Origin of the sequence: Pseudoruegeria sp. SHC-113, assembly GCF_025376885.1 — a bacterium.
Classification (GTDB): domain Bacteria; phylum Pseudomonadota; class Alphaproteobacteria; order Rhodobacterales; family Rhodobacteraceae; genus Pseudoruegeria.
In genome coordinates this window covers 2,715,576-2,732,157 of record NZ_JAHUBR010000001.1, presented here as the reverse complement: position 1 = coordinate 2,732,157, position 16,582 = coordinate 2,715,576, and the positions used below count along the sequence as shown (strand labels likewise).

The following is a 16,582-nucleotide window of genomic DNA, read 5'->3' as shown; positions in this document are numbered from 1 at the left end:
TCAGAAGCCGACGCTTCGCTTAACAGGAACGACAACCCCATGGGAGAATCCGGCCGCGCCAGCGGTTGGTGCCGAAGGAGCAACCGCCCCGGTAAACTCTCAGGCCAAAGGACCGTGGGGCGGCAGAACACTCTGGAGAGACCCCGTGAAAGACGGGGCGCCGAAGGGATAACGATCTCAGGCGAAGGGACAGAGGGGGCATCAAGGCACGCCGAAAGGTGGGCAGGATTGATGCCGGGCCGCGACAGGACGCCGGCGAAAGGGGAACGCGATGAGCGATCTGGAACGGACGGTTTTCTACGATCTTCATGTGGAGCTCGGGGCCAAGATGGTGCCCTTTGCCGGCTATGAAATGCCCGTGCAATATCCGATGGGCGTGATGAAGGAACACCTGCACACGCGTGCAGAGGCCGGGCTGTTCGATGTCAGCCACATGGGGCAGGTGATCCTGCGCGGCGCGGGCGCGGCGGCGGCGCTGGAAAGCCTCGTGCCGGTCTCGATCCAGGCGCTCGCCGAGGGCCGCCAGCGTTATGCGCTGTTCACCAATGACGAAGGCGGCATTCTGGACGATCTGATGGTCGCCAACCGGGGCGATCACCTGTTCCTCGTCGTCAACGCCGCCTGCAAAGCCGCCGATGTGGCCCATATGCAGGAAAAGATCGGCGCGGCCTGCGAGATCGAGGTGATCACCGATCGCGCGCTGCTGGCGCTGCAGGGCCCCAAGGCCGAGGCCGCTCTGGCCGCCATCGCACCCGCTGCCGCCGAGATGCGCTTCATGGATGTGGCCATTCTCCCCAGTGAGTTCGGTGATCTCTGGATCAGCCGCTCCGGCTACACCGGCGAGGATGGCTACGAGATTTCGGTTTCCGAAGATCAGGCCGTCGCCTTTGCCCGCGCTTTGCTGGCGCAGGAGGGCGTGGCCCCCATCGGCCTTGGCGCGCGCGACTCCTTGCGCCTTGAGGCCGGGCTTTGCCTCTATGGCAATGACATCGACACCACCACGAGCCCCGTTGAAGCCGCGCTGGAATGGGCGATCCAGAAGGTGCGCCGCACCGGTGGGGATCGCGCCGGGGGTTTCCCCGGTGCCGCGCGCATCCTGACCGAGCTTGAAAACGGTACCGCCCGCCGCCGCGTGGGCCTGCTGCCCGAGGGCCGCGCCCCGATGCGCGCGGGCACCCAGCTTTTCGCCGATGAGGCCAGCGATACACCGATTGGCGAGATCACCTCGGGTGCGTTTGGGCCCTCCATCGAGCGCCCGATGTCCATGGGCTATGTGCCCACGGAGCTTGCCTCCGAAGGCACCCGCATCTTCGCCGATGTGCGCGGCAAGCGCCTTCCGGCCACCGTTTCCGCCATGCCGTTCCGGCCTTCCACCTACAAACGCTGACACAAGCAAGCTGACAGGGAAAACTCAGATGAAATTCACCGAAGAACACGAATGGCTCCGCGTCGAGGATGATCTCGTTGTCGTGGGCATCACCGAACACGCCTCCGAGCAACTGGGCGACATCGTTTTCGTCGAACTGCCCGAGGAAGGCACCGAAGTGGCCAAGGACGATGAGGTCGTGGTGATCGAATCCGTGAAGGCGGCGTCCGACATCCTCGCCCCGCTCGATGGCGAGATCGTGGAAGTGAACGAGGCGATCGTGAACGATCCCGGCAAGGTCAACGAAGATCCCACGGGCGACGGTTGGTTCTTCAAGATGAAGATCGAGGATCTCTCCGTCCTCGACGATCTGATGGACGAAGCCGCCTACAAAACCTTCATCGGCTAAGCCGGAGGCCCCCATGCCCTATACGCCCACAGGCTATAATTCCTACGATTTCGCCAACCGCCGCCACATCGGCCCTTCGCCGGATGAAATGGCGAAGATGCTGGAGGTGATCGGCGTTTCTTCCCTTGATGAGTTGATCGATCAGACGGTGCCTGCGAGCATCCGCCAGAAAGACGCGCTTCAGTGGGAGCCGATGACCGAATACGCGCTTCTGCAGAAGATGCGGAAGGTGGCCGGCAAGAACAAGGTGATGACCAGCCTGATCGGGCAGGGCTACTACGGCACGGTGACCCCGCCCGCGATACAGCGCAACATTCTCGAGAACCCGGCGTGGTACACGGCCTACACGCCCTACCAGCCGGAGATCGCGCAGGGCCGCCTTGAGGCGCTTCTGAACTTCCAGACGATGGTGGCCGATCTCACCGGGCTTGAGATCGCCAACGCTTCGCTTCTGGACGAGGCCACCGCCTGCGCCGAAGCCATGACGATGGCGCAGCGCGTGGCGAAATCGAAAGCCACGGCCTTCTTCGTGGATGAAAACTGCCACCCGCAGAACATCGCGGTGATGCAGACCCGCGCAGCCCCCTTGGGCATCGAGGTGATCGTGGGCGCGCCGGAGGATCTGGAGGCCGATAAGGTCTTCGGTGCGATCTTCCAATATCCGGGCACTTACGGCGAGATCCGCGATTTCGCGGCTGAAATGGACGCGCTGCACGCCGCCAAGGCCGTGGGCATCGTCGCAACTGACCTGCTGGCGCTCACGCTCATCAAGGAGCCGGGCGCGATGGGGGCCGATATTGCCGTCGGGTCCGCGCAGCGCTTCGGCGTGCCGATGGGCTATGGCGGCCCGCATGCGGCCTTCATGTCCTGCAAGGATGCCTTCAAACGCGCCATGCCGGGCCGCATCGTGGGCGTGTCGGTGGATGCGCAGGGCGGCAAGGCCTATCGCCTTTCCCTGCAAACGCGCGAGCAGCACATCCGCCGCGAGAAGGCCACCTCCAACGTCTGCACCGCGCAGGCGCTCTTGGCAGTGATGGCCTCCTTCTTTGCGGTGTTCCATGGGCCCAAGGGGCTGCGCTCCATCGCCGAGATGATCCACTTCAACGCCTGCACGCTGGCCAACGGGTTGCGCGACGCAGGCTTCAACGTGGAAACGAAAGCCTTCTTCGACACGATCACCGTGGAAGTGGGGGCCTTCCAGAAGGCGATCATGAAATCCGCCGTCGCCGAGGGCGTGAACCTGCGCGCCGTGGGCAAGACGCGGATCGGGATTTCCGTGGATGAGATCGTCGACCACAAGCTTGTGGAAGCGGTCTGGAAAGCCTTCGGCGTGAAGGCCGATGCGCCGCAATGGCTGGGGACGGATCGGAAATACACCTCCGTGCTGGAGCTGAACTTCCCGGACTCGATGCTGCGGGAAAGCGAGTACCTGACGCATCCGATCTTCCACATGAACCGCGCCGAAGCCGAGATGATGCGCTACATGCGCCGCCTCGCGGACCGTGATCTGGCGCTGGACCGCGCGATGATCCCGCTCGGTTCCTGCACGATGAAGCTCAACGCCGCCGTCGAGATGATGCCGGTGACGTGGCCCGAGTTCGGCACGATGCACCCCTTTGCGCCGCGCAAGCAGGCCAAGGGCTATGCGAAAATGATCGAGGATCTCTCGGCCAAGCTCTGCGAGATCACCGGCTATGACGCGATGTCCATGCAGCCGAACTCCGGTGCGCAAGGGGAATACGCAGGCCTGCTGACGATCGCCGCCTACCACAAGGCACGCGGCGATCATCACCGCGACATCTGCCTGATCCCGGTCTCTGCCCATGGCACTAACCCGGCGTCGGCACAGATGGCGGGGATGAAGGTCGTGGTGGTGAAATCGGCCGAAAACGGCGACGTGGATCTGGCTGATTTCCGCGCCAAGGCGGAATCGGCGGGGGACAACCTTGCCGCCTGCATGATCACCTATCCTTCCACCCACGGCGTGTTTGAGGAGACGGTGAAAGAGGTCTGCGCGATCACGCACCAGTTCGGCGGGCAGGTCTATCTGGACGGGGCCAACCTCAACGCCATGGTCGGGCTTGCGAAGCCCGGCGAGATTGGCAGCGATGTGAGCCACCTGAACCTGCACAAGACCTTCTGCATCCCCCACGGCGGCGGCGGCCCCGGCATGGGCCCGATTGGCGTGAAGGCACATCTGGCGCCCTACCTGCCGGGCCACCCGGAGGCCTCCGGCGTGGAAGGCCCGGTGTCGGCCGCGCCCTATGGCTCGGCCTCAATCCTGCCGATCAGCTGGGCTTACGTGCTGATGATGGGCGGCGAGGGGCTGACGCAGGCCACCAAGGTCGCCATCCTGAACGCCAACTACATCGCCAAGCGGCTGTCCGGCGCCTACGAGGTGCTGTTCAAAGGCGGGCAGGGGCGTGTGGCCCATGAGTGCATCCTCGACACCCGCCCCTACACCGACAGCGCCGGGATCACGGTGGACGATATCGCCAAGCGGCTGATGGATTCGGGCTTCCACGCCCCGACCATGAGCTGGCCTGTAGCCGGCACGCTGATGGTGGAGCCCACCGAGAGCGAGACAAAGGCGGAGCTTGACCGTTTCGTCGACGCGATGCTCTCGATCCGCTCGGAAATCGCGGATGTGGAAGCGGGGCGGATCGATCCGCTGAACAACCCGCTGAAACAAGCGCCGCATACCGTGGCCTCGCTGGTGGGCGACTGGGATCGCCCTTACAGCCGCGAGCAGGGCTGCTTCCCTCCGGGGGCCTTCAAGGTCGACAAATACTGGCCGCCCGTGGGCCGCGTGGACAACGTGCACGGCGATCGCAACCTGATCTGCACCTGCCCGCCGCTGGAAGAGTATCTGGAGGCGGCAGAGTAGGCCTCAGGCCTTGCGCCGGTGGCTGTTTCGGGAGCCTCCGGCGGGGATATTTTCAGAACAAAGTGAGGCGCGGCGCGAGGCTTGACCTGCGCCGCGCTTTGCGGTTTCTGTTGCGGCAGTGGGGTCGTAGCTCAGTTGGGAGAGCGCGTCGTTCGCAATGACGAGGTCGTCGGTTCGATCCCGATCGACTCCACCAACTTCCTTCAGTTTCAGGCGGCTTGTGTGGCGCTTCTCGCGGATTGCGGGTAGTGGCCGCCGATGATTTCGGCTTTGCTGCCAAGCTGCGCGAGCGCTGCCGTAAGGGCGGCGATCTGCGGGCTGCTGGCGACGTCATGGCCTGTGAGCAGCACCACGCGCGCGCCGGTTTCCGTGGGATTGGCGAGCAGGCGGGCGAGCGGTTCGGGCGCGATGTCGGGGTTCAGCATCTGGCGCTCGGCATCGCGGCGGGCGAGTTCGAGGATGGCGTCATCGGGCAGGGCGAGGCAGAAGATCGCGTCGGCCTCCTGCAGGCGCTGCACGGCGCGCAAGGTGATCATGTCGCGCCCACCGGTGCCGGTGGAGACGAGCGCGATGGGGGCGGCATCTGAAGCGGGCGCGCCGCCCGCAGAAATCGCCTGTTTGATCATCTTCGCGGCGGCACGTTCGCTATCCGCCGTATAGGCGCGGCGGGGGGCGTCGTTGAACACCCAGCGCCAGAGATCGCGGCGGGCGCGGGGGCTGAGCCGCTGCGCGGCGGCCCCGCGCAGGCGGCCGGCAAGCGCGGCCAGCCCACCGAGGCGCGGCTCCAGCATTTCCTCGACGCGGGTCTTGATCTGGCGCGCGAGCACGGGCGCGGTACCTTCGGTGCCGATGGCCACCACCACCGGATCGCGGTCCACGATGGAGGGGGTGAGCGCGTCGCAGAGATCGGGCTGGTCCACCACGTTGACGGTGGCGCCGGCGTCCTTTGCGATGGCGTGCAGCGCGGCGTCGAGGCCGGGGCATCCGGTGGCCACGAAGGTGAGCGCGCAGTTCTCAAAGAGCGTGGGGGTGATGGCGCCTGCGTGCCGTGTAATGCGGCCTTCCGCGATCAGGGCGGAAAGCTCTTCGTCCGGGGTGCCGGGGAAGGCGAGGCAGATCGCGGCGTCGGTTTTGAGCGCGAGCCTTGCCTTTTGCGCCGCCTGTTCGCCGCCGCCAAGGATCACGATGCGGCGGCCGGTGGTGCGCAGGAACATCGGGAAGGCTTTCATGGAGGCGGGTCTCCTATGTGAGGGCTGTGAGCGGGCGCGCGGCCCAGAGGCTTGCGGCGAGCGCGTCGGCTTCTGTTAAGGTAGGCGCTTTGCCGGCGCTGTGCAGGGCCAGCGCGGCAGTGCCGGTGATCACGGCTTCGGCAAAAGGATCTTCGATCTCGCCGCGCCAGAGGGCGGGCAGATCTTCCGGGTTGCTGGCATCCGGACCGTCGGCAAGGCGGGTCGGCGTCTCGGTAAGCGCCGCGGCGGTGCCCTCCCACGGCTGACCGTTGCGCAGCCCGTAGAGCGCGCAGGCTTTGGCGGGGTGGCGCTCGAACTCGCCGCCACCGCCCTTGATCACGCTCAAGGCGTGCTGGCCCAGCAGCTGGCCTGCGTCCTGTTGCAATTCGCGGTAGGGCGGGTGGAAGACGCCCTGCACCGAGGCCGGGGCAAGCGCCGGGTTCATCACCCGCAGCGTGGTGTTCACGGCGGAGCGCAGGTTGAGCACGTCGCGCAGTTGCAGGATTCGCAGGGCATCGGCGGAGAGGCTCTCCAGCGGCACATAGGCGATGCCCGTGGTTTCAAGCGCCTGCGCGGCGGCCTTGGGCGTGTCGACGGAGGGAATGCCGAGGCCGGGCAGCGCGTTGCGCACGGAGGCGATCGGGTTCTGGTGCGAGTTCCAGCCGTGCATCAACACCGGCACCCCGGCTTGTGCCACGAGTTTCGCGGCGGCCAGAAACCAAGGCAGCCCCCGGCTGCGGCCAGCGGCGTAGGTGGGCCAGTCCAACTGAACCGGCAAGCCCTGCCAGCCGGGCAGCGTGGCACGCAGGGCATCCACGAAACCCGCGATTTCCTCGGCCACCTCGCCCTTGAAGCGCATCAGCATCAGGAGCGCGCCGGTGGCCTCGGGCGCGGCCTCGCCGGACAGGATCAGCGCGAAGGCCGCGCGGGCTTCTTCACGGGTGAGGGAGCGGGAGCGGCCGGGGCCCCTCCCGAGAATGCGGACATATGGCCCAAGGCTCATTCAGCGGCGACCTTCTGCAAACCGGCGTCAATCAGCGCTTGAAGCTCGGGTTTGCAGGAGCCGCAGTTGGTTCCGGCGCAGGTACGTTCCCCGAGGCTGGCAACGGTGGTTGCCCCATCCTGGATGGCAAGCTTCAGGGTGTTTATCCCAACTTCGAAACACGAGCAAACAGTGGCACCGGGATCAGGGCGATCGCTGCCAGTCCGGCCTGCAAGCGCCTTGAGCGGGCTGGTTTCGCTGCCCAGCAGGCGCGCCGCATGGCTGCGGGCCACGGCGACGGGCTGGCGGGCGGCAAAGAAGAGCCCGGTGATGCGGCCTTTGTCTTCGATGGCGACGCGCGCCGTGCCGGTGGCCGGATCTTCCAGCAGGGTGGCCGTGCCTCCGGTAAGCCCTAGCAGGCTGCGGGCTTCTGCCTCCCAATCGGCGGGCGTTTTCAACCCGGCAACCTCGGCGCGCCAGCCGCCAGCGCAGCGGGCCACGGCCCAATAGGGGCGGTTGGGCTGCATCTGGTTCACCGAGACGGCGAAGCCATACCACGCCGCCGCAAAGCGGGCGATGCGCGCGTGGCTGCCTTTCAGCGCGGGTTGGCCCGAGACGGGGTCGGTGACGCCCGCGACGGCTGTGTTGGCCTTGCCGGGGGCCGAGAAGCTGGCCGTCCAATGCATCGGCAGGAAGATCGCGCCGCGCTGCACGCGGGTGGTGAGCAGGGCGCGGACGCGGGCGGTGCCGGTGGGGCTCGTGACCTCTACCAGATCGGCGTCGTGGATGCCGTTGGCGATGGCGTCTTCCGGGTGGATCTCGGCGAAGGGCTCGGCGAGGTGGCTCGAAAGGCGCGCGGTTTTGCCGGTGCGCGTCATCGTGTGCCACTGGTCACGGATGCGGCCTGTGTTCAGCCGGAAGGGGTAGGCTTCATCCTCGGCAAGCGCCGGGGGCGTGATCGGTAGCATCTTTGCCTTGCCGTCAGCATGGTAGAAGCCGCCTTCCGCGAAGAAGCGGCCGCCGGGCGCGCCGGTTTCGGGCACCGGCCATTGCACCGGAGCCAGCGCGTCGTATTCCGCTTTGTTCAGGCCTGCGAGCCCCGTCAGATCCAGATCCTTGCCGAAATCGCGCGCAAGCGCGGTGCTGGCGGCATACTCAGCGAAAACAGCGCTTTCATCGGCGAAATCAAAGCCCTCAAAGCCCATCCGCTTGGCCACATCGCAGAGGATCGCCCAATCCGGGCGCGCCGCGCCGGGGGCGGGCAGGAAGGGCCGCTGGCGCGAAATCCTACGCTCGGAATTGGTGACGGTGCCGGATTTCTCTCCCCAGCCGGTGGCGGGCAGCAGCACATCGCAGCAGGCGTTGGTGTCGGTGACCTCGATGATGTCGGTGGCCACGGTGAAGGGCACGGTGCGGATCGCTTCGGCCACCGCGTCCGCCTCAGGGAGGGAGACGGCGGGGTTGGTGGAGATCACCCAGAGCGCCTTGATCTTGCCGTCGGCACAGGCGCGGAACAGGTCCACTGCCTTGAGACCGGGTTTCGCGGCCATCGTCGGGCTCTGCCAGAAGCCCTGCAGCGCAGCGCGGTGATCTGCGTTCTCGAGGTCAAGGTGGTTGGCGAGCATATTGGCCAGCCCACCCACCTCGCGCCCGCCCATGGCGTTGGGCTGGCCAGTGACGGAATACGGCCCCATGCCGGGCCTGCCAATGCGGCCCGTGGCCAAGTGGCAGTTCAGGATCGCGTTCACCTTGTCAGTGCCGCAGGCGGATTGGTTCACGCCTTGGGAATAGACGGTGACAACCTTCTCGCTGCCGATCCAGAGATCATGGAAGGCTTTCAGCTCATCCGCCGTCAAGCCGCTGTCGAAAGGATCAGAGGCGCGGGCGGCGGTGAGGGCTGCGTCAAACCCGTTCACATGGGCGGCAACGTAAGCCTCGTTCACCGCGCCACGGTCGGCGATTTCGGCGAGCAGGCTGTTGAACAGCGCGGCATCGCCGTCGGGGCGGATCGCAAGATGCAGATCGGCCAGATCGGAGGTCGCCGTGCGGCGGGGATCGATGTTGATCACCTTCATGCCGGGCCGTGCAGCCTTGGCGGCGGCAACGCGCTGGAACAGCACCGGATGACACCACGCCAGATTGCTGCCCACCAGCACCAGCAAATCGGCCTCTTCCAGATCCTCGTAGGTGCCGGGTACGGTATCGGTGCCGAAGGCCCGCTTGTGGCCCGCCACGGAGGAGGCCATGCAGAGCCTTGAATTCGTGTCGATATTGGCCGAGCCGATGTAGCCTTTCATCAGCTTGTTGGCGACGTAGTAATCCTCGGTCAGCAGCTGGCCTGACACGTAAAGCGCCACGCTGTCGGGGCCATGGTCGGCCACCGCCTGCGCGAACTTCCCCGCAACCAGATCGAGCGCCTCCTCCCAGCTTGCGTCCCGGCCCGCGATCTGCGGGGCGAGAAGACGACCCTCGAGATCGAGGGTCTCGCCGAGCGCCGAGCCCTTCGAGCAGAGCCGCCCGAAGTTCGCGGGATGCGCGAGATCGCCTGCGACCGCGCCGCCTGCGGCCTGCGGGGCGATGACCCCGCAGCCCACCCCGCAATAGGGGCAGGTGGTGCAGGTGGGGGCGGTCATTCCGCCGCCACCCTTGATTGCAGCGCATCCGCCGAAATCAGGATGCGCCCGTTTTCCACCATCGTCGGGTAGGTCGCGATGGAGCCCTCGTCGGCCCCCTGCGCCATGCCGGTTTCCAGCGAGAACACCCAGTTGTGCAGCGGGCAGGTGACGGCCTTGCCGTGCACGATGCCCTCGCTCAAGGGGCCCTGCTTGTGGGGGCAGGTGTCATCCACCGCGAAGACCTCTGCCTCGGAGGTGCGGAACACCGCCACGCAGCCCATGCGGGTTTTCAGCACGCGCGCGCCGCGCACGGGGATGTCTTCGATGTTGCCGATGTCGATCCAGCTCATTCCGCGGCCTCCAGCGTGAGATCTGCAATGGGGTTCCATTTCTTTTCCCGGTAATCCGGCGTGGCCTGCTCGGCCCAGGGATCCTTGCGGTAGATCGACTGGCTGATCTCGAACCGTTCCACCAGCGCGGCGCGGGTTTTTAAATCCTCCACGATCTGCGCTTTCACCCAGTCGAGGCCCACTTTCGCGACCCATTTGTACCCGCGATCCAGATATTTCGCGTTCTCGCGGTAGATCTGGATGAAGGCTGTGGTGAGCGCGATGGCCTCTTCCTCGGTGGCAACCTTGGCCAGAAGCTCGGTTTCCTTCACGTCCATCCCGGCAGCGCCGGCGACGGAAACCTCAAAACCTGAGTCCACGCAGATGATGCCCACGTCCTTGCAGGTGGCTTCGGCGCAGTTGCGCGGGCAGCCCGACACGCCAAGCTTCACCTTATGCGGTGTCCAACTGCCCCACAGGAGCTTTTCAAGCTTGATGCCAAGGCCGGTGGAGTCCTGCGTGCCGAAGCGGCAGTGATCCTTGCCGACGCAGGTTTTCACCGTGCGCAGACCTTTGGAATAAGCGTGGCCCGACACGAGCCCAGCCTGGTTCAGATCGTACCACATGGCCGGAAGATCTTCTTTCTTCACGCCCAGAAGGTCGATCCGCTGCCCGCCTGTCACCTTCACCGTCGGCACGTTGTACTTGTCGGCGGCATCGGCGATGGCGCGCAGTTCGTCAGGCGTGGTGATGCCGCCCCACATGCGCGGCACCACGGAGTAGGTGCCATCCTTCTGGATGTTGGCGTGGTTGCGCTCGTTCACGAAACGGCTTTGCGGATCGTCCTGGTATTCGAGCGGCCAGTCGGCCAGCAGGTAGTAGTTCACCGCCGGGCGGCAGACATGGCAGCCGTTCACGGTTTTCCAGCCGCAGGCCTGCCAAACCGCCTGCTGGCTCTTCAGCTCCTGCGATTTGATCATGCGGCGCACGTCTTCGTGGCTCAGATCGGTGCAGCCGCACATGCCTTGGGCGGCGGGGATCACGAAATCATCCCCGAGGGTTACGCCCAGAACCTGCTCCACGAGGCCGGTGCATGTCCCGCAGGAGGCCGAGGCCTTCGTGGTGGCGCGGACCGCCCCCAGATCATGCGCGCCAGCCTTGATGGCCGCCACGATGTCGCCCTTGGAAATGCCGTTGCAGCCGCAGATCTCCGCGTCATCCGGTAAGGCTGCAACGGCCGCCATAGGGTCCAGCGGTTCGCCCCCTTGATAGGCCGGGCCGAAGATGAGCGTTTCGCGCATCTCGGTGATGTCTTCGCCGTCCTTGATCAGGCCGAAGAACCAGTTGCTGTCGGCGGTGTCGCCATACATCACCGCGCCGACGATCTTGCCTTTTTCGATCACGAGGCGGCGGTAGACACCACGGGCCGGATCGCGCAGCACGATGTCTTCGCGGCCCTCGCCTTCTGCGAAATCCCCGGCAGAGAAGAGATCGCAGCCCGTCACTTTCAGCTTCGTCGAAAGCTCTTTCTGGACGAACTTGGCTTCCTCGCCCACCAGCGTTCTCGCCAGCACCTTGGCCTGATCGTAAAGGGGCGCGACGAGGCCGAAGATGGCACCGTCATGCTCCACGCATTCGCCCACAGCGAGGATGTCCTCGTCCGAGGTGATCATCTGGTCATCCACATGGATGCCCCGGCCCACCATCAGCCCGGCCTCTTTGGCGAGCGCGATGTTGGGGCGGATGCCCACCGCCATCACCAGCAGGTCGCAGGGCAGTTCGGTGCCGTCATCCAGCAAGAGCGCCTTCACGCGGCCGTTTTCGCCGAGGATCTCCTTGGAGTTGGCCGAGCACATCACCTTGATGCCCTTGTCCACCAGCGCCTTGCGCAGCAGATAGCCGGCGGCTTCATCCAGCTGGCGCTCCATCAGGTGGCCCATGATGTGCACCACCGTCACGTCGACACCGCGCAAGGCAAGTCCGGCGGCGGCCTCCAGCCCAAGCAGGCCGCCGCCGATCACCACGGCTTTCGCGCCGGGCTTTTCGCCCAGTGCGATCATGGTGTTCGTGTCTTCGAGATCGCGGTAGGCGATGACCCCTTCAAGGTCATGGCCCGGCAGCGGGATGATGAAAGGGTTGGAGCCGGTGCCAAACATCAGCTTGTCGTAGGGCACCTCCTCGCCGGTTTCGGAGATCACCACCTTGCGGGCACGATCCACGGAGGCGATTTTTTCGCCAAAGCGGCAGGTTACGCCGTTTTCCTCATACCATTCGGCGGTATGGGTGACGATGTCCTCATAGGTCTTCTCGCCGGAAAGCACCGGGGAGAGCATGATGCGGTTGTAGTTGCCGCGGGGTTCGGCGTTGAAGAGCGTGACGTTATAGGCATCCGGTGCGAGCGCGAGGAGTTCTTCCAGCGCGCGGCCCGACGCCATGCCCGCCCCGATGATCACGAGGTTCTGCTTAGGCATTATGCTGCGTCCTTCTTTTTGCTGGTGGAGCCGTGTTCGTATTCCTCAAGGAAATCGAGCACTTCGGAGCGGAAGTTGTAGTAATCGGGGTGTTCCAGCAGGGCCTGGCGGGTGCGCGGGCGCGGCAGGTCCACGTCCACGATCTTGCCGATGGTGGCCTGCGGGCCGTTCGTCATCATCACCACGCGGTCGGCGAGCAGGATGGCTTCGTCCACATCGTGGGTGACGCAGATCGCGGTGACCTTGGTGCGGTCCCAGACCTCCATCAGCACTTCCTGCAGCTCCCAGCGGGTGAGGCTGTCGAGCATCCCGAAGGGCTCATCGAGCAGCAGCAGCTTGGGCGACAGCGCGAAGGCCCGCGCAATGCCGACACGCTGTTTCATGCCGTTGGACATGGAATGCGCCGGGCGGTCCATGGCATCGGCAAGGCCGACGCGCTCAAGGTAGTAATCCACCACGTCCTGCTTCTCGGCGCGGCTGGCCTTGGGATAGACCTTGTCCACCCCGATCGCGCAGTTCTCACGCGCGGTGAGCCAGGGGAAGAGGTTCGGCGACTGAAACACCACCGCGCGCTCCGGGTCTGCGCCTTCCACGTGGCGGCCATCCAGACGGATCGCGCCTTTGGAAATGTCGTTCAGGCCAGCGGCCATGGTGAGCACGGTGGATTTGCCGCAGCCTGAGTGCCCGATGAGCGAGATGAATTCGCCCCGGTTGAGCTTGAGGTTGAAATCCTCCACCACCGTGAGCGGGCCCTTGGGGGTGGGGTAGATCTTGTGGAGCTGGGAGAAGTCGAGGAAGTTGCGGTCGATCATGCCTTCCTGCGCTTGGGCCACGGCCGCCGGAACGCCATGGATCGGCGTCACGTCGGGCAGCAGGCGGCTGCCTTCGACCTTGGCCTCGATGCCCACGTCCATCAGGTATTTGGTGACGTCGGCGCGCAGGCGCTTGAAGATCGGGCTGTCGTTCATCTCCATCCGGTCGCGCGGGCGCGGGATGTTGACCTCGAACGCCTTGCCCAACGTGCCATCGGGGTTCAGTGCGATGATGCGGTCGCCCATGATGATGGCTTCATCCACATCATTGGTGATCAGCACGCAGGTCTTCTTGTCGGTATCCCAGATGTTGACGATCTCATCGGCGAGATTGGCGCGGGTGAGAGCATCGAGCGCGGAGAGCGGCTCGTCCAAGAGCAGCATCTCGGGATCCATCGCCAGCGCGCGGGCCACGTTGACCCGCTGGCGCATCCCGCCCGAAAGCTCCGCCGGGCGGCGCGTGGTGGCATGGCCGAGGCCCACCATCTTCACGTAATGCGACACCTTCTCGGCGCGTTCCTTCTTGGACATCTCAGGAAACATCGTGTCGACCGCGAGACCCACATTGCCGTTCACCGTGAGCCAGGGCATGAGCGAATAGCTCTGGAAGATCACGCCACGCTCGGGGCCGGGGCCGGTGATCGGCTTGCCCTTGAAGGTGACTTCCCCGCCGGTGGGCTTCTCCAGCCCGCTCATCAGGTTGATCAGCGTCGTCTTGCCGGAGCCGGAGAAGCCGAGGAGGACGAGGAACTCGCCCTCCTTCACGCTCAGGTCGATGTTCTTCAGCACGTCGGTTTTCGCAGTACCGACACCGAAGCTCTTGGAGGCGTTTTTCAGTTCGAGAATACCCATGTCGATCACCGGTTGTTGGAGAAGGTGAACATGGACTGGATGGCGTACATCAGGCGGTCCAGCAGGAAGCCGATGATGCCGATGGTGAAGACGGCCACCATGATCTTGGCGAGCGACTGGCTGGAGCCGTTCTGGAACTCGTCCCAGACGAATTTGCCAAGGCCCGGGTTCTGCGCCAGCATCTCGGCGGCGATCAGCACCATCCAGCCCACACCGAGCGACAGACGCAGACCGGTGAAGATCAGCGGCAGGGCAGAGGGCAGTACGAGCTTGGTGATCTTGGTGTAGGTGTTCATCTTCAAGACCTTGGAAACGTTCACAAGATCCTTGTCGATGGAGGCCACGCCAAGGGCGGTGTTGATCAGCGTCGGCCAGAGCGAGCAGAGCGTCACGGTGATGGCGGAGTTCAGGAAGCTCTTGGTGAAGAGCCCGTCATTGGTGGTGTAGAGCGCGGAGACAACCATCGTCACGATCGGCAGCCAGGCGAGCGGGGACACCGGCTTGAAGATCTGGATCATCGGGTTGATCGCGGCATTGGCGACCGGCGAAAGGCCCGCGGCGATGCCCAGTGGCACGGCGACGATGGTGGCCAGCAGGAAGCCGAAAAAGACGGTTTTGATCGAGGTCCAGATCTGGTCGTAATAGGTCGGCTTGCCGGTGAAAGTGCGCCATTTGACCTTGTCGGATTTGCCTTCCGCTTCAAGCTTGGCGTTGCGCTCTTCCTGACGCTCGTAGAAAGCATCGCGTTTGGCGCTGGTGCGCTGCGCGTCCTCATGCAGGTTGATCACCTGCTCCCAGACCTGCGACGGGCCGGGGATGGCGCCGAGCGATGTCTGCACTTTCGGGGCGAGGTTGGCCCAGACCATCAGGAAGATCAGGATCGACATCAGCGGCACGCCGAGCAGCATCCAGATTTCTTTCATCTGGGCGCGGGGGTTGTCGCCGGCGATCGCTTTCAGGATCGGGGTGATGAACGAGAGGCCCAGCACCTTGAACCAGGCGTCGGCCTTGTTGATGCGGGTGAAGAGGCGGGCGCGGCGGGCTTCTTTGGCCTCGGCGGCGGAAAAGTCTGGATCGACGGTTGCCATGGTCCGTCTCCTTTGCTGGCGTGGGGCTGGTTTCTGCTGGGGCTCCCCTCCTGCCTGAAGCAGGAGGAGAAAGGGGCGCGCCGGGGAGTGTGTGAAGCGCGCCCGAAGGAGGGGGGCTTAGCCCTGGACCTCGTTGCCGACGACCGTCTGCTCACCCTTCAGGCCGATCGGCAGGCTGTCGAGGTAGGCGTTGGGGGCTTTGCCGTCGTAGGGGATGCCGTCGATGATGTCGGCAGCCGGGGTCGGGGCCTTGTAGCCATCGCTGTCCCAGGGGAAATCGGCTTCATTGGCGAGGCCTTCTTCCACGAGGTGACGGGCGGCTTCGAGGTATATCTCCGGCTTGTAGACGGATTTGGCGACCTCATCGAACCAGCTGTCGGGCTTGGCTTCGGTGATCTGGCCCCAGCGGCGCATCTGGGTCAGGTACCAGACGGCGTCGGAGTAGAAGGGGTAGGTGGCGTTGTAGCGGAAGAAGACGTTGAAGTCCGGCACTTCGCGCTTGTCGCCCTTTTCATACTCGAACGTGCCCGTCATGGAGTTGGCGATCACCTCGTAATCCGCGCCCACATATTCGGAGCGGCTCAGGATCTCCACCGCTTCGGGGCGGTTGGCGTTGTCGTTCTCATCCAGCCAGATCGCGGCGCGGATCAGGGCTTTGGTGATGGCAACGGTGGTGTTCGGGTATTCCTCGGCGAACTCGGCGGTGATGCCGAAGACCTTCTCGGGGTTGTTCTTCCAGAGTTCGTAGTCGGTGATCACCGGCACGCCGATGCCTTTGAACACGGCCTGCTGGTTCCACGGCTCACCCACGCAGTAGCCGTAGATCGTGCCGGCTTCCATCGTGGCGGGCATCTGCGGCGGCGGGGTCACGGAGAGCAGCACATCGGCGCCGATTTGGCCGGTGATGTTCTCGGCCGAGTAGAAGCCCGGGTGCAGGCCACCGGCGGCGAGCCAGTAGCGCAGCTCGTAGTTGTGGGTGGAGACGGGGAAGACCATGCCCATGTTGAAGGGCTTGCCCTCGGCGGCATATTCCTCGACCACCGGTTTCAGCGCGGAAGCAGAGATCGGGTGCTGCGGGCGGCCGTCGTCCATCTTGGCGACATGGGGCTTCATCTTGTCCCAGATCTCGTTGGAAACGGTGATGCCGTTGCCGTTCAGATCCATGGAGAAGGGGGTGATGATATGGGCTTCGGTGCCAAAGCCGATGGTGGCGGCGAGCGGCTGGCCTGCGAGCATATGCGCGCCGTCGAGTTGACCGTCGATCACGCCGTCCAGTAGCACTTTCCAGTTGGCCTGGGCTTCGAGCGTCACGAAGAGGCCTTCGTCCTCGAAGTAGCCGTTTTCATAGGCGACGGCCAGCGGGGCCATGTCGGTCAGCTTGATGAAGCCGAAGGTCAGCTCGTCTTTCTCGACGTCGAGCATTTCGGCCGTGGCGGGCGCGGCCATGGCAAGGCTGGCGGCGACGGCTGTGCTGATAGCGCGTTTCATATTGCGTGCGTCCTCTCGTTTCACATCGCCCCTTGGGAGGAAGGGGCAAAAAAA

General features: G+C 64.8%; 11 protein-coding genes, 1 tRNA gene and 1 riboswitch. Of the genes, 4 read left to right on the top strand and 8 right to left on the bottom strand.

Translation table 11 applies throughout. The features are described from left to right. Positions 1-30: 30 nt before the first annotated feature. Positions 31-125, top strand: a riboswitch (glycine riboswitch). A 146-nt stretch (positions 126-271) separates the two neighbouring features. From gcvT to KVX96_RS13395, 4 genes are all read left to right on the top strand, one after another. Further along, the gene (gene gcvT, locus KVX96_RS13410; protein WP_261195019.1) at positions 272-1,387 is read left to right on the top strand and encodes a glycine cleavage system aminomethyltransferase GcvT; all 1,116 of its coding nucleotides are present in this window, start codon (positions 272-274) and stop codon (positions 1,385-1,387) included. A gap of 28 nt (positions 1,388-1,415) precedes the next feature. Continuing rightward, the gene (gcvH, locus tag KVX96_RS13405) at positions 1,416-1,775 is read left to right on the top strand and encodes a glycine cleavage system protein GcvH (protein WP_261195018.1); all 360 of its coding nucleotides are present in this window, start codon (positions 1,416-1,418) and stop codon (positions 1,773-1,775) included. A gap of 13 nt (positions 1,776-1,788) precedes the next feature. Then, a complete protein-coding gene (gene gcvP / locus KVX96_RS13400; RefSeq protein WP_261195017.1) occupies positions 1,789-4,662 on the top strand; it encodes an aminomethyl-transferring glycine dehydrogenase in 2,874 nt (957 codons plus the stop codon). 120 nt (positions 4,663-4,782) lie between these two features. Beyond that, positions 4,783-4,858 (top strand) — tRNA-Ala (locus KVX96_RS13395). Positions 4,859-4,871: 13 nt separating this feature from the next. Here the strand turns inward: KVX96_RS13395 and KVX96_RS13390 are convergent. From KVX96_RS13390 to KVX96_RS13355, 8 genes are all read right to left on the bottom strand, one after another. Next, a complete protein-coding gene (locus tag KVX96_RS13390) occupies positions 4,872-5,891 on the bottom strand; it encodes a bifunctional precorrin-2 dehydrogenase/sirohydrochlorin ferrochelatase (RefSeq protein WP_261195016.1) in 1,020 nt (339 codons plus the stop codon). Between the two features lie 13 nt (positions 5,892-5,904). Further along, positions 5,905-6,894: a glycosyl transferase family protein gene (locus KVX96_RS13385; protein WP_261195015.1), complete on the bottom strand. Its 990-nt coding sequence runs from the start codon at positions 6,892-6,894 to the stop codon at positions 5,905-5,907. Next, positions 6,891-9,506, bottom strand: coding sequence for a nitrate reductase (locus KVX96_RS13380; RefSeq protein WP_261195014.1), 2,616 nt, complete (start codon positions 9,504-9,506; stop codon positions 6,891-6,893). Before KVX96_RS13380 ends, KVX96_RS13385 begins: the two co-directional genes overlap by 4 nt. After that, positions 9,503-9,838, bottom strand: a complete 336-nt coding sequence (nirD, locus tag KVX96_RS13375; RefSeq protein WP_261195013.1) for a nitrite reductase small subunit NirD — start codon at positions 9,836-9,838, stop codon at positions 9,503-9,505. Before nirD ends, KVX96_RS13380 begins: the two co-directional genes overlap by 4 nt. Beyond that, positions 9,835-12,288: a nitrite reductase large subunit NirB gene (gene nirB / locus KVX96_RS13370; protein WP_261195012.1), complete on the bottom strand. Its 2,454-nt coding sequence runs from the start codon at positions 12,286-12,288 to the stop codon at positions 9,835-9,837. The genes nirD and nirB overlap by 4 nt, the downstream gene beginning before the upstream one ends. Continuing rightward, positions 12,288-13,952: an ABC transporter ATP-binding protein gene (locus KVX96_RS13365; RefSeq protein ID WP_261195011.1), complete on the bottom strand. Its 1,665-nt coding sequence runs from the start codon at positions 13,950-13,952 to the stop codon at positions 12,288-12,290. The genes nirB and KVX96_RS13365 overlap by 1 nt, the downstream gene beginning before the upstream one ends. Positions 13,953-13,957: 5 nt before the next feature. Beyond that, positions 13,958-15,040 (bottom strand): ABC transporter permease, encoded by a 1,083-nt coding sequence (locus KVX96_RS13360; RefSeq protein ID WP_261195010.1) that lies wholly within the window; start codon positions 15,038-15,040, stop codon positions 13,958-13,960. Between the two features lie 117 nt (positions 15,041-15,157). Continuing rightward, the gene (locus KVX96_RS13355; RefSeq protein ID WP_409977126.1) at positions 15,158-16,486 is read right to left on the bottom strand and encodes a CmpA/NrtA family ABC transporter substrate-binding protein; all 1,329 of its coding nucleotides are present in this window, start codon (positions 16,484-16,486) and stop codon (positions 15,158-15,160) included. Positions 16,487-16,582: the final 96 nt, after the last annotated feature.